15 protein-coding genes are annotated in these 12,876 nt (G+C 65.2%); 14 read left to right on the top strand and 1 reads right to left on the bottom strand.

Annotation, left to right across the window (positions count from 1 at the left end; all coding sequences use genetic code 11):
* Positions 1-68 precede the first annotated feature (68 nt).
* The 5 genes from L0F51_RS08320 (at position 69) to L0F51_RS08300 (ending at position 4,023) form a co-directional block, all read left to right on the top strand.
* The gene (locus L0F51_RS08320; protein ID WP_234628731.1) at positions 69-1,475 is read left to right on the top strand and encodes an arylsulfotransferase family protein; all 1,407 of its coding nucleotides are present in this window, start codon (positions 69-71) and stop codon (positions 1,473-1,475) included.
* A gap of 8 nt (positions 1,476-1,483) precedes the next feature.
* Positions 1,484-1,768: a hypothetical protein gene (locus L0F51_RS08315; protein WP_234628730.1), complete on the top strand. Its 285-nt coding sequence runs from the start codon at positions 1,484-1,486 to the stop codon at positions 1,766-1,768.
* Positions 1,755-2,471 (top strand): hypothetical protein, encoded by a 717-nt coding sequence (locus tag L0F51_RS08310; RefSeq protein WP_234628729.1) that lies wholly within the window; start codon positions 1,755-1,757, stop codon positions 2,469-2,471. The genes L0F51_RS08315 and L0F51_RS08310 overlap by 14 nt, the downstream gene beginning before the upstream one ends.
* A gap of 19 nt (positions 2,472-2,490) precedes the next feature.
* The gene (locus tag L0F51_RS08305) at positions 2,491-3,642 is read left to right on the top strand and encodes a sulfotransferase (RefSeq protein WP_234628728.1); all 1,152 of its coding nucleotides are present in this window, start codon (positions 2,491-2,493) and stop codon (positions 3,640-3,642) included.
* A 102-nt stretch (positions 3,643-3,744) separates the two neighbouring features.
* Entirely contained in the window at positions 3,745-4,023 is a 279-nt protein-coding gene (locus L0F51_RS08300) for a CopG family ribbon-helix-helix protein (RefSeq protein ID WP_234628727.1), read from the top strand.
* Positions 4,024-4,099: 76 nt separating this feature from the next.
* On the opposite strand, the gene L0F51_RS08295 is transcribed toward L0F51_RS08300, so the two are convergent.
* Complete coding sequence (locus tag L0F51_RS08295; protein WP_234629381.1) at positions 4,100-5,038, bottom strand: ring-cleaving dioxygenase; 939 nt, start codon at positions 5,036-5,038, stop codon at positions 4,100-4,102.
* A 191-nt stretch (positions 5,039-5,229) separates the two neighbouring features.
* Between L0F51_RS08295 and L0F51_RS08290 the strand changes: the two genes are divergently transcribed.
* From L0F51_RS08290 to L0F51_RS08250, 9 genes are all read left to right on the top strand, one after another.
* Positions 5,230-5,667, top strand: a complete 438-nt coding sequence (locus tag L0F51_RS08290; protein ID WP_234628726.1) for a DoxX family protein — start codon at positions 5,230-5,232, stop codon at positions 5,665-5,667.
* Between the two features lie 79 nt (positions 5,668-5,746).
* On the top strand, positions 5,747-6,748 hold the full coding sequence (locus tag L0F51_RS08285; RefSeq protein ID WP_234628725.1) for a LysR family transcriptional regulator: 1,002 nt from the start codon (positions 5,747-5,749) through the stop codon (positions 6,746-6,748).
* Positions 6,749-6,882: 134 nt separating this feature from the next.
* Positions 6,883-8,097 carry a PHB depolymerase family esterase gene (locus tag L0F51_RS08280; RefSeq protein ID WP_234628724.1) on the top strand — a complete coding sequence of 405 codons (1,215 nt, stop codon included), beginning with the start codon at positions 6,883-6,885 and terminating at the stop codon, positions 8,095-8,097.
* An 87-nt stretch (positions 8,098-8,184) separates the two neighbouring features.
* Entirely contained in the window at positions 8,185-9,282 is a 1,098-nt protein-coding gene (locus L0F51_RS08275; RefSeq protein WP_234628723.1) for a DUF2235 domain-containing protein, read from the top strand.
* Between the two features lie 195 nt (positions 9,283-9,477).
* Positions 9,478-9,858: a carboxymuconolactone decarboxylase family protein gene (locus L0F51_RS08270; RefSeq protein WP_234628722.1), complete on the top strand. Its 381-nt coding sequence runs from the start codon at positions 9,478-9,480 to the stop codon at positions 9,856-9,858.
* Positions 9,859-9,965: 107 nt separating this feature from the next.
* A complete protein-coding gene (locus L0F51_RS08265) occupies positions 9,966-10,841 on the top strand; it encodes a DUF1028 domain-containing protein (RefSeq protein WP_234628721.1) in 876 nt (291 codons plus the stop codon).
* A gap of 71 nt (positions 10,842-10,912) precedes the next feature.
* On the top strand, positions 10,913-11,302 hold the full coding sequence (locus L0F51_RS08260; RefSeq protein WP_234628720.1) for an MbcA/ParS/Xre antitoxin family protein: 390 nt from the start codon (positions 10,913-10,915) through the stop codon (positions 11,300-11,302).
* Positions 11,299-12,006 carry an RES family NAD+ phosphorylase gene (locus L0F51_RS08255; RefSeq protein WP_234628719.1) on the top strand — a complete coding sequence of 236 codons (708 nt, stop codon included), beginning with the start codon at positions 11,299-11,301 and terminating at the stop codon, positions 12,004-12,006. Before L0F51_RS08260 ends, L0F51_RS08255 begins: the two co-directional genes overlap by 4 nt.
* 117 nt (positions 12,007-12,123) lie before the next feature.
* Entirely contained in the window at positions 12,124-12,876 is a 753-nt protein-coding gene (locus tag L0F51_RS08250) for a Crp/Fnr family transcriptional regulator (protein WP_234628718.1), read from the top strand.

Raw genomic sequence — 12,876 nt, 5'->3', positions numbered from 1 at the left:
ACCATATTGTTGCCCGAGGAGGCCGTTCTTCTTCCGCGAGGTCAGCGGACAAAAGGAGCGGGACAGGAATGGGCAGTTTGCCCCCCGAAAGGGGGATGGGGGAAGGCGAGGACGGATCGTCCGCGGACCGGATTTTCAAGGCGGGGTTTTTCATTTCGCTCGTGTTCATCGCCTTCGTTGCGGGGGCGATCATGACGACGGCCGGGGTGACGCCCGGGCCGCAGATCAGCGATGCCTATCTCGGCGGCAAGGCGCTCTACGACCGCGCCACCACGACGCAAAATCTCTATCTGACGGATCTCTGGTATCCCGAGCGCCGGCCCGACAAGGGCGTGACGGTGAACGATGCGACGCGGACCGAGCAGGGGCTGACGCTCTATACCTCCGGCGAGGAGGCGGTGGCGCGGCTCATCGCCATGGACGGCACCGTCGTGCACGAATGGCGCCGGCCCTACAGCTACGTCTGGCACGAGGGCGCCGCTGTGAAACGGCCGCAGCCCGACGCCTTCGTCTATTTCCGCAAGGCGATCGCCTATCCGAACGGCGATCTTCTCGTCGTCTACGAGGGGGCGGGCGACACGCCCTACGGCTACGGCGTCGCCAAGCTCGACAAGGATTCCAACGTCATCTGGAGCTATCTCGCCAACGCCCATCACGACATCGATGTCGGGCCGGACGGGCGGATCTACGTCATCACGCATGAATTCGTGAACGAAAAGCTCGACGGATTCGACAATTTCAAGCAGCCGCGGCTCGACGATTTTCTCGTCATCCTGTCGCCGGACGGACAAGAGCTGAAGAAGATCGCGCTCATTCAGGCGGTGGCGCGGTCGGAATTCCGGCAGATGCTCTACACCGTGTCGGCCTTCGCCGTGTCGGACCCGCTGCACACCAACAATGTCGATTACATCACGGCGGAAGAGGCGGCGAATTTCCCCTATGCGAAAGAGGGGCAGGTGCTTCTGTCCTTCCGCGAACTCGGCGCCGTCGCGGTCCTCGATCCCGATGAGGAGACGATCACCTGGGCGAAGCGCTCCGACTGGCTCGGCCAGCACGATCCGGACATTCTGCCGAACGGCGATCTCATCCTTTTCGACAATTTCGGCAATTACGAGCGTGCCAATGCCCGCTCGCGCGTCATCGAGGTCAATCCGCGCACGTCGGAGATCGTCTGGGAATATGGCGGCACGCCCGAAGCGCCGCTCGACAGCATGATCCGTTCGGCGCAGCAGCGTTTGAAGAACGGCAATACGCTCATCACCGAATCCTCCGGCGGGCGGCTTCTGGAGGTGACGCGCGAGGGCGACATCGTCTGGGAGTACATCAATCCGGTGCGGGCGGAGACGCTCGCCGGTGAGACGGTGCCCCGCCTTTCCATCCTGTGCTGGGGCCAGCGGCTGCCCCCCGATTATTTCGATGCCTCCTTCACCAGCTCGTTGCAGGCGACGAGCCAGACAGGGAAGAAAACGATATGAGACGGTTTGTGTTTTTTGCTGTGACCGCAGCACTTCTGCCTTCGGCCGCCTTCGCCTATGTGGGCCCCGGCGCGGGGCTCAGCCTTCTCGGTGCGCTGTGGGCGCTCGTCGCCGCGATCGGCCTTGCGATCAGCTTCGTCGTCGCCTGGCCTGTGCGTAAAATGATGCGCAATCGCCGCAAGGCGGGTGCTGCGCGGCAGGAGAATGCCGCCGGTGCCGCCCCGCTTTCTTCCGAGGCCGCGACCGCAGAGCCGGCCGGCGTCAGCGAACGGACGGCGAATGGGGCTTCTTGATCTGCCGGCGCCGCTGTTCGGCTGGATCGACGGACAGCTGTCGCACATTCTGCCCTCCTTCGTGGTGGTCCTGATCTGGGCGTCTGTCGCCTCGATCGCCTCCATGGAGCTCTACCGGCTGTTGTCGCCGCAGGCGCGGATCGCGGAATTGCGGGTCGCGCTGAAGGGCGCGCAGGAGAGGCTTTCGGAGTTCGACGGGCCTTTCGACGAGGCGGGCGGGCTCATCCGCAACATGCTGGGACTTGCCCTCAAACGGGTGTTTCTCGTGCTGCCGTCGACGCTGATCGCCTCGCTGCCGCTTCTCACCCTCATTCTGTGGCTCGATTCCTCCTATGCGCGCACGCTGCCGCCGGAGGGCCAGAGCGTCACCGTGCGGGCCTCGGGCAATTACGGCGGCGAGTGGGTGGAAGACCGGCCGGCGCCGCGTGCCATCGTCAAGGACGCGAACGGGGCGACGATCGCCGACGTGCCGGTGAAGGCGCCGGTGCCTGTCGTGCACAAGAAGCAATGGTGGAACTACATCATCGGCAATCCGATCGGCTATCTCGCCGACGAGGCGCCGGTCGACGAGATCGAGATCGACCTGCCGAAGCGGGAGATCGTGACGGCCGGGCCGTCCTGGGCGCGCGGCTGGGAGATCATCTTCTTTCCGGCGCTGATCCTGATGTCGTTCGCCGCAAAATCCATCCGGAGGATCGAATAGATGGCGCAGGATCGAATAGATGGCAAAGTCTGAGACGAGCGGCCCGAAGGTCAGCGGCTGGATGGATTTTCTGAGCGGCCTCGTGGAGCGGCATCCGAGAGCGTTCATCCGGCTCGGCGATTTCGAAACGCGGATGGCGCGCGAGCGCATCGCGGAGATCCGCGTGGAGCGGCCGATCTATGTGACGGGTCTCGCGCGCTCCGGCAGCACGATGCTTCTCGAGCTTCTCGCGACCCATCCCGACGTCGCCACGCACCGCTACCGCGATTTTCCGGCCGTGATGACGCCGTTTGCCTGGAACTGGTTCACCGACCATGCGGCGAGCGGCGAGGCCCCGGCGGAGGAGCGGGCGCACAAGGACCGCATTTTGGTGACGCCGGAAAGCCCGGAAGCCTTCGAAGAGGTGATCTGGATGGCGTTCTTTGCCGGTCTGCACGATCCGGCGACGTCCGCCGTGCTCGACCGGGCGACCGCGCATCCGGAGTTCGAGCGCTTCTACCGCGAGCATATCGCCAAGCTTCTCGTGCTGCGCGGCGGGCGGCGCTATCTCGCCAAGGGCAATTACAACGTCACGCGGCTTTCCTACCTGCAAAAACTCTTTCCCGGTGCGCGCTTCCTGGTGCCGGTGCGCGACCCGGTCTGGCATATCGCCTCCCTGATGAAGCAGCACCGGCTCTTCGTCGAAGCCGGCAAGGCCGATCCGCGCATCACGCGGCATCTGAGCCGCACCGGGCATTTCGAATTCGGCCTGGAGCGGCGGGCGATCGGGCTCGGCGACAGCCAGGCGCCGGAGATCATGCGGCTGTGGGCCGAGGGCCAGGACGTCGAAGGTTGGGCGCGTTACTGGGCGGCGCTCTATGGGCATGTCGCCGACAAGCTCGACGCCGATCCGACGCTCGCGGCGGCCACCCGCATCGTGCCCTATGAGCGGCTTTGTGCCGATCCGGCGCGCGAGATGGCGGCGATCGCCGGCCATTGCGGGCTCGAGGGGGGCAATCTGCCGGTGCTTGCGGCCGAGCGGATCAGCGAGCCCTCCTACTACCAGCCCGACTTCACTCCGGAGGCGCTGCGCATGATCGCGGCGATCACCGAAGAGAGTGCGGCACGGCTTGCCCGCCATGCCGGCGAGACGCCCGCCCGGACCGAGCCGCGCGTCGCCGCGATGGCCTGAGGGGTCGGCGCGCCGGGCTTCGCATGCGTGCCGACAGTGGACCATCCCGGCGCAGATGCGATATGGTGCCAAAAGGTATTACCTTTTGGCGTCGAGGCGCGCATGGCATCTGCAACATCCATCAAGCTCGATGACGAGATGAAGGCGCGCGTCCGGCATCTCGCCGAGGCGCGGCAACGCACGTCGCATTGGATCATGCGGGAAGCCATCGCGCAGTATGTGGAGCGCGAGGAGAGGCGTGAGGCGCTTCGGCGCGACACGCTGCAGGCGTGGGAAGAGTTCCGCGAGACGGGGATGCATGCGACCGCCGACGAGGTCGACCGGTGGCTGGAGAGCTGGGGAACCGACGACGAAACGCCTGCTCCCGGATGTCACAAGTAAGATTTGCCCCGGCGGCGATCCGGCTGCGCCCGCATTCTTCAGGGTCGGCGCGCCGGGGAGGGCGCGCCGGGGTTTTTCAGGCGAGCTCAGGCAGGACGGCTTCGATCTCCGTCCGCCGGGCCTCGTATTGGTCGGGCAGTTTCAAGGCCTGGCCGAGATCCGTCTCGGTCTCGTCGATGGCAAAGCCCGGATCGTCGGTTGCGATCTCGAAGAGCACGCCGCCCGGCTCGCGGAAATAGACCGAGCGGAAATATTTGCGGTCCTTCTGCTCTGTCGTGGCGATGCGGTGCACCTCGCGCAGGCGCCGCGCCATCTCCGCCTGACCGGCCTCGTCGGCCCGGAAGGCGATGTGGTGGACGGAGCCCGCGCCCATGCGGCCGCGCAGGAACTCGCCGGCGGCATGCAGATCGACGAAGGTTCCGGGCGTTGCCGGGGCGCTGCCCTTTGCCTGAAAGCGCGCAAGCGAACCGTCTTTGCCGGCGGCTTCAAAGCCCAGCACATCCGTCAGGATCTCCGCCGTCGGCTCCGCGTCCTCGAGGAGGAGCTTGACGCTGTGGATGCCGCGGATCGCGTGCTCCTGAGGAATCTCGCCATCCGACCAGCCGGGTTCGGCCTCAGCACCCGCGACGCCGACGAGCGCGAGATGCGTGCCGTCGGGATCGGTGAAGGGGATCGTCGTCTCGCCGAAGAGTTTCGTGGGCGCCTCATGGGCGACGCCCTTGTCGACGAGGCGGTGCGTCCAGAAGCTGAGCGAGGCCTCGGGCACGAGAAACCGCGTCTCCTGCGTTTCGCCGATGCCGGCGCGGCCGGGGGCGGCATGCTCCAGCGGGAAGAAGGTGAGGATGGTGCTCGGATGGCCGGCCTCGTCGCCATAATAGAAGTGGTAGCCGCCGGGATCGTCGAAATTCACCGTCTTCTTGACGAGGCGCATGCCGAGGATGCGGGTGAAGAAATCGAGATTGCGTCGCGCCGAAGCCGCGATCGCGGTCACGTGGTGGATGCCGTTGTGGCGCATGGTGGAAGCTCCCATCAGATGCGTTCGTGACGAACGCGCTCTTTCGTTCCTCCCACAGATAGGCTGGGAACGGCCGATTGCGATGGGGAAGACATTGCGCCGATGCAATGATATATGTGCAAAGAAGCCGTTTGAATTGCATGTGGGGAATGTTCAATTTCGGGGAAGACCAACCGAAATTGGAGCGACAGATGATCGATAACCGCCTTGCCCCCTATGGCGCCTTCCTCCTGCGCATCTCGCTCGGCGTGATGCTCATCGCCCACGCTTATATGAAGATCGTGACCTTCACCGTTCCGGGCTTCGAAGGCTTTCTCGCCCAGCTCGGCCTGCCGACGCTCTTCGCCTGGCCAATCATTCTCGGCGAGCTTTTTGGCGGGCTGGCGCTGATCGCCGGCGTTTACAGCCGCCTCATCTCCATCCTGGTTCTGCCGATCCTCCTGGGCGCCATCTGGGTGCATGCGCCGAACGGCTGGAGCTTCTCCGCGGCCAATGGTGGCTGGGAATATCCGGCGTTCCTGTCGGTGGCGGCTCTCGTTCAGGCGCTGATCGGCGACGGGGCCTTTGCGCTGCGCCGCACGGTGCTGCCGGCGTCTGCCCATGCGGGCCGGGTCGCGGAAGCCGCATGAGGCTTCACGACAGATTTCGAAAAGACCGGCCGCGTTCTCCTTCCCGGGAGCGCGGCCGCCATTCTGTTTGAGGGAAAGATTGGTCGAGCCGTTCAAGAATCTCGCCTGGGACGATTTCCGCCTGATCAAGGCGATTGCCGACGCGGGCCGGCTTCCGGCCGCGGCCGAGCTTCTCGGCATCAACCATTCGACCGTGTTTCGAAGGCTCGGGCAGATCGAGGCGACGCTCGGGGTGAGCCTCTTCGAACGCCATCGCACCGGCTATGTGCCGACGGCGGTGGGCGAGGAGATGGTGGAGCTCGCCAGCGATATCGACGAGCGCATCACGGGTTTTGGACGCAAGGTCGCCGGGGCCGAGGTGGTGCCTGAGGGCGAGGTGCGCGTGACGACGAGCGACACGCTTCTGACGCATCTCTTCACGCCGCTGTTTGCGCGCTTTCGCGAGAAGGAACCGCGCGTGCGCCTCGACATCGTCGTTTCCAACCAGGCGCTCAATCTTTCCAAGCGGGACGCCGACGTGGCCATCCGGGCGACCGATACGCCGCCCGAAAACCTCGTTGGGCGGCGTGTGGCCCGCATCAACTGGGGACTTTACGGGCGGGCGGCCGATTTTCCGAGTGCGGAAGAGGTGGAGGTCACGGACCTGTTCGATCGGCCCTGGGTGGCGCTCGGCGAGCGGATGGCGGGGCTCAAGGCGGTGCGCTTCGTCCACGAACACGTGCCGGCGGAGAAGATCGTCTACCGCATCAGCAGCGTTCTTGGCCTTGCCGAGGCGATCGCGGAGGGGATCGGCATCGGGCATCTGCCATGCTTCATCGGCAATGCCGAGCCCGGTTTGACGCGGCTTGCCTCTGCCGAACCGGCTTTTGCCACCGATCTCTGGCTTTTGACGCATCCCGATCTCCGCCATGCCGCGCGCATTCGCGCGCTTCTCGACTTTCTGGCAGCGGAAATCGCGCGCGATCGCGATTTCATCGAGGGGCGGAAAGGCCGGGAAGTCGAGGACGGGCAGACCGGCAGGCAGACCGGCCGGCAGATCAGCGGGCCGGGGCGGCAGGCTGGCACCAGCGCCGACGGATAAGATTCTCTCCAATCATTCATCTGGAAAGAGTTTCACCTGTGGTTGCGGAGCGCTATTGTGCACTGCAGCAACCATATCGATGCGCGGCCGTTTTCCCCCTGCCGCTTCGGGGAAGCGGCTCTAGAGGAACCACGTTGAGAAACCTGTCCGACACCATTGCCCGGCTTTCCGCCTTGAAGGGATTTCATCTCCCGCGCGGACCGGTGGTCGATCGCCTTTTCGAGATCTCCCGCTTCGGCTCCAATCCCGGGGCGCTGCGCGCGCGAGCCTATGTTCCCGACGACCTTCCGGAGGGGGCTCCGCTCGTCGTCGTGCTGCACGGATGCACGCAAAGCGCGGCCGGCTACGACCACGGCTCCGGCTGGTCGCGGCTCGCCGACGAGGCGAAATTCGCGCTTCTGTTTCCCGAGCAGCAGCGCGGCAACAACCCCAATCTCTGCTTCAACTGGTTCCAGGAGGACGATATCCGCCGCGGCTCCGGCGAGGCGCTGTCGATCCGCCAGATGGTGGAGCATATGGTGGTGACGTACCGGCTCGACCGCAGCCGCGTCTTCGTCACCGGCCTGTCGGCGGGGGGCGCGATGGCGGGCGTCATGCTTGCGACCTATCCGGAGGTCTTTGCCGGCGGCGCGCTCATTGCCGGCATTCCCTATGGCAGCGCCACCTCGATGCCCGCCGCCTTCGACCGGATGCGCGGCCATGGCCTGCCCGGCGAAGACGAGCTGCAGGCGGCCGTGCGCGGCGCCTCCGACCATAACGGGCCCTGGCCGATCATTTCGCTGTGGCACGGGACGGGCGACCGCACCGTCGATCCGATCAATGTCGAGGCGACATTGGCGCAATGGCGGGCGCTGCATCACGTCGCCGCCGAACCCGACCGGACGGACGAGGTCGACGGCTATCCGCACCGGGTCTGGCACGACCGCAACGGGCGCGCGGTGATCGAGGAGTTTTCCATCACCGGCATGGGCCACGGCACGCCGATCGAGGCGGACGGGCCGAACGGCTATGGCACGCCGGCGCCCTTCATGCTCGACGTCGACATTTCGTCGACGCTGCATATCGCGCGCTTCTTCGGGATTGCCTCAGAACCCGCCGGCGGGCGCACACGCAAGGCGATCATGCGCATGGCGGACACGCCTCTGCGGGCGGCGGCGCAGCCGCTCCGCAACGGCGCCGGCGCGACCGCCAAGGAGAAGACGGCTGGCGCGAAGACGGCTGGCGCGAAGACGCGCGGGGAGAGCGGCAGCCGGTCCAAAGGCTCCGGACGCTCGGCCTCCGGGCCCTCGATCTCCGGTGTTGGCAAGGTGATCGAGGACGCACTGCGCAAGGCCGGCTTGATGCGCTGAGTTTCGGATGCGGCGCAGGCCGGTCTTTCTGCGCCTGACGCCTGCAATCTTGTGATAAATTCCCTCCGGGAGAGGCCGGAGGGGGCAATGCCCAAGAATATCGTCATTCTCTTCGACGGCACGTCGAACGAAATCTCCGAAGACCGTACCAATATCCTGCGCCTTTACGGCACGCTGGAGAAAAGCGAGGACCAGCTCGTCTGGTACGATCCGGGCGTCGGGACGCTCGCCGCCGACAATTCCTGGGTGAGGTGGTGGCCACGCGTCGTCGAATTCTGGGGCATGATGACGGGCTGGGGCCTCGATGAGAACGTCAAGGAAGCCTACCGCTTTCTCGCCGAGACCTGGGTGAGCGGCGACCGGATCTATCTCTTCGGCTTCAGCCGGGGCGCCTATTCGGCGACGGTGCTCGCCGGCTTCATCCACGCGATCGGCATTCTCGAGACGCGCAATTTCAACCTCCTCGACTACGCCTACCGCGCCTATCGCAGCGTCGGCGCCGAGCGCGAGACGAAGCTCGACGAGATCCGGCTCTACGACCGGGTTTTGCAGACCGAGCATCCGCCGATCCGGCTTCTCGGGCTCTTCGATACCGTCGCCTCCGTCATCGAGCATGGCGGCTATCGTATCCGGCTGCGCTCGCATGCCTTCACCAATGCCAATCCGAGTGTCGAACGCGTGCGCCACGCCGTGGCGATCGACGAGCTTCGCGTCATGTTCCGCGCGCAGCTCTGGCCGGAGGCGGAAAACCAGGATGTCCGCGAGGTGTGGTTTGCCGGTGTGCACGGCGATGTCGGCGGCGGCTATCCGGAGGCGGAGAGCGGCCTCGCCAAGGTGCCGCTCGCCTGGATGATCGGCGAGACGGCGGATATGGGGCTCGTCTATTCCGAAGAGGTGGTGCGGCGTATCGTTTGCGGCGAGGGGGCGACGAAATACGAAGAGCCCGATCCGCTCGGCAAACGGCACAAATCGATGAACTGGTTCTGGGCGATCTTCGAATATCTGCCGCGGCTCTGTGCGCCGGGTTCGGGCGGGCGGAGCGTTCTCGGTCTCGCCTGGCCCGCCTTCTTCTCGGGGCGCAAGATCGCGCCGGGCGCGCGGGTGCACCGCTCGGTCGTCATTCGCCGCGACAGGCTCGGCGAGACGCACAAGAACCTGCCGGAGGAATTCGTCGTCGAGGGGTAGACGCACGGGGAAGGGGCATGCGGCTCCGCGGGCGATGCGGCGTGGCCCGCAGGGGCTTGCTGTGGACGTCATCCATGGCGAGGCTCATCCTCGCTTCCCGGAGGCCGCAGGTTTGCGATCGGCACGCTGCCATCCGGCCAGGCCGCGCGTCACTGTCCATTCGCCGGCAGGACTTTGCGAAGGAGGTAAGCCATCATGGATCTGACGAAAGAGAAGATAGAGAACAGCATTTCCGAGAGGCGGCGGGCGCATACGAACCTTCTTCGTCATGCGAAGAGCTATGAAAAATTTCTGGACGTCGAGAAGGCCGCTTTCGCGCCCGGCGCAATAGACGTGAAGGCGAAGGAATTGATGGCGCTTGCCGTTTCGATCGTCACGAAATGTGAGCCGTGTATGGAATGGCATCTGCATCAGGCACTGACGCATGGGGCGAGCGAAGAGGAAATCTACGAGACGATCGATGTGGCCATCGAGATGGGGGGTGGGCCGGCCCTGGCCTATGCCCGCTTCGTCGTGACGGCTCTCGCTCTGGCGCAGGCCGGGCTCGGCGATCCATCGTCCACGGATGAGAGGTGAGCCGGCTCTCCGCGAACCGGCGCGCGCCCGCAGGAGAATGCCCCGGTCCACTTCGCAGACGGGGCGCGGGCCTTTTTGAGGCCGCCTGTCGTCGGCTATGATGGGCCATGACCTATTCCATTCTCGCCCGAGAGCCCGAGACCGGGGCGCTCGGTATCGCCGTGCAGTCGAAATTTCCGGGCGTCGCCAACCTCATCTGCCACGGACGGGCGGGTGTCGGGGTGATCGCGACGCAGGCTTTTTCCAATCCCGATCACGGCACGAAGGGGCTCGACCTTCTGGCGCTCGGCGTGCCGCCGGAGACGGTGCTCGATCTCGTTCTCGCCGAGGATGCGGCCGCGGGCGAACGCCAGATCGCCATCCTCGCGGCCGATGGGCGGGCGGCGCAGCACACCGGCGCGGCGGTGGAAAGCTGGGACGGCGCGGCCTCCGTCGCCTTCGGAGACAATGCGCTCGCGCATGGCAATTCGCTCGCCTCCGAGGACGTGCCGGCGGCGATGGTGGCGCGTTTCGAGAGCGCCAAGGGCGATTTTCAGGAGCGGCTGATCGCGGCGCTCGTTGCAGGCCAGGAGGCGGGCGGCGAATTGCGGGGCGTGCAATCGGCGGGGCTGCAGGTGTTCCTGGCCGGGGCCGGCTATGGCGGGCGGCAGGGCAAGGCTGTCGATATCTCCATTTACGATCATACCGATCCCATTTCGGAGCTATCGCGCTGCTACCGGCTCCACCGTCTTTCCTATTTCGGATCGGATCCCGACAATCTCATTCAAATTGATAGCAAAATCGCTCCATATTTAATTCGATTGCTGATGCGCGAGGGCTATCTCGATCCGGATAGTTCCAATTCGGCGGGTATCTGGGGACCCGAGAAGATCGCCGCGATGGCGCGCTTCATGGGCGTGGAAAACTACGACAACCGCATCCGCGACGACGATTTGATCGACACCGAGGTCTTGAGCGACATCCGGGCGCGCAAGGGCGGTTGAGGGACGTTTCCCGCTCATATGATCTTGTAAATCAGTCCATATGACCTAATCTTCCGCATCGGGAGATGCTGATGGAAGACGCGCTCAAAGAGCCTTCGGCGGAAGATGTGCGGGCCGTCGCCTTGAAGGCGGTGGGCCGCATCGCGGATTCATGGTCGCTGACGGGGCGCGAGGCGGCCCTGCTCGCCGACATGTCGGAATCGACCTGGAAGCGGGCGCGCAGGCCGGGCTTTGCCGGCGATCTCACGCGCGATCAGATGCTGAGGCTCAGCGCCATCGTCGGCCTCTACAAATCGCTCGAACTCTATTTCAATCCGCCGATCGCGCGCCGATGGGTCCGGCTTCCCAACAAGGGTCCGGAATTCGACGGGCGCCGCCCGATCGATGCGATGATCGAAGGGGGCTTGCCGAAAATCCTGCGCGTGCGCAGTTACGTCGATGCCCTGCGGGGCGGGGCGTGAAGATCACCCCGCTCGAGGCGCGCGGGCTCGTTCGTCTCATTTCGCAAACGCATCACAAGCCGCCGGTGCTGCGCGGCCTCGTCGACAGCGACGAGGAGGCGGCGATTCTGGCGGAGCTCGAAGGCGAGACCAGCGCCCGGCTGATCGCCGAACGCGAGGGGAGCCCGGCGCTCGATCGCCGCGAACTGGTTTTCGCCCGCCGCGCGCACGATCTCAAAGTCTATGGCGAAAGCCATATCAACGCGGCCTTCACCTATACGCGCCCGACGGGCAACCGCTTCAATTCTGGCGAGCGCGGCGCCTGGTACGCGGCCGACGACGTGGTGACGGCGACGGCGGAGGTCGGCTTCCACCGCACGCGAGAGCTCGCCTTCATCGGCATTTTCGACGACGAAGCGCATTATGTGGAGCTTCTCGCCGATTTCATCGGCGATTTTCCCGAGATCGAGACGGGCAGAGCCGTGCCGGAGAGGGAGGCGGCGGCGCTCGATCCCGATCCCTCTCTCGGCTATCCGGCGGGGCAGGCCCTTGCCGCCGAACTCCGCCGCGAGGGCTGTCGCGGGCTGCTCTATCCCTCGGTGCGCCGGCCGGGCGGACGCTGCTTCGTCGCCTTCGATCCGGGTATCATCCAGAATGTGCGGCCGGGCGCCTCCTGGCGGCTCGTCTGGCGCGGCAGCCCGGAGTTTTTCGTGGAGGGGAGGTAGTTCGGTGCAGTTCGGAGGTTATCACCGCCGCTGAGCGCAAAGAACAGGCGTAGAAATCGAATAGCATTCGTGCTGAGCTTCGTTTTCAACGACGGAGATCGACAAAGGGACGTCGGAATGCAGGACGGACAGGAATGCGATAATCCGCTGATCAGAAAGCTCAAAGGGTTCGTTGCTCTCGATCAGGAGGATTGCCGGCTTCTGGGCGAGCTCATCGAGAAGACCCGTTCGGTGCGGGCGCGGACCGATCTCATTCAGGAGGGCGACGAGCCCGACCATGTGCATCTGATCCTCGAAGGCTTCGCCTGCCGCTACAAGATCCTGCCGGAGGGCAGCCGGCATATCATGGCCTATCTCATCCCCGGCGATTTCTGCGATCTGCACATCTTCATCCTGAAGGAGATGGACCATTCGCTGTCGGCGCTGTCGCCCTGCAAGGTCGTGGATATTCCAAGGGAGCGGATCCTCAAGCTCATGGAAAGGCCGAAGCTCGCCCAGGCGATGTGGGCATCGGCTCTCGTGGACGAAGCCACGTTGCGCGAATGGCTCGTCAATCTCGGCGGCCGCGAGGCGACGGAGCGGGCCGCGCATCTCCTCTGCGAGCTGCTCTATCGGCTGAGAGCGGTCGGGCTCGCCAACGGCGACAGCTACGAGCTTCCGCTGACGCAGATCGATCTCGCCGACACGCTCGGCCTGTCGAACGTGCACATGAACCGCGTCTTGCAGCGGCTGCGCGGCGACGGGCTGATCTCGTTTGCGGGGTCCCGTCTCGTCATTCACGACATCGAACGGTTGGAAGAGTTCGCCGGCTTCACGCCGAACTACCTGCATCTGGACCAACAGAAGCTCGCGCCCCGCCCGCACGCCTGA

It is taken from the genome of Afifella sp. H1R (assembly GCF_021462425.1).
In the GTDB taxonomy this organism is placed as follows: Bacteria; Pseudomonadota; Alphaproteobacteria; order Rhizobiales; family Afifellaceae; genus Afifella; species Afifella aestuarii.
This window is presented reverse-complemented; position numbering and strand designations above follow the sequence as displayed.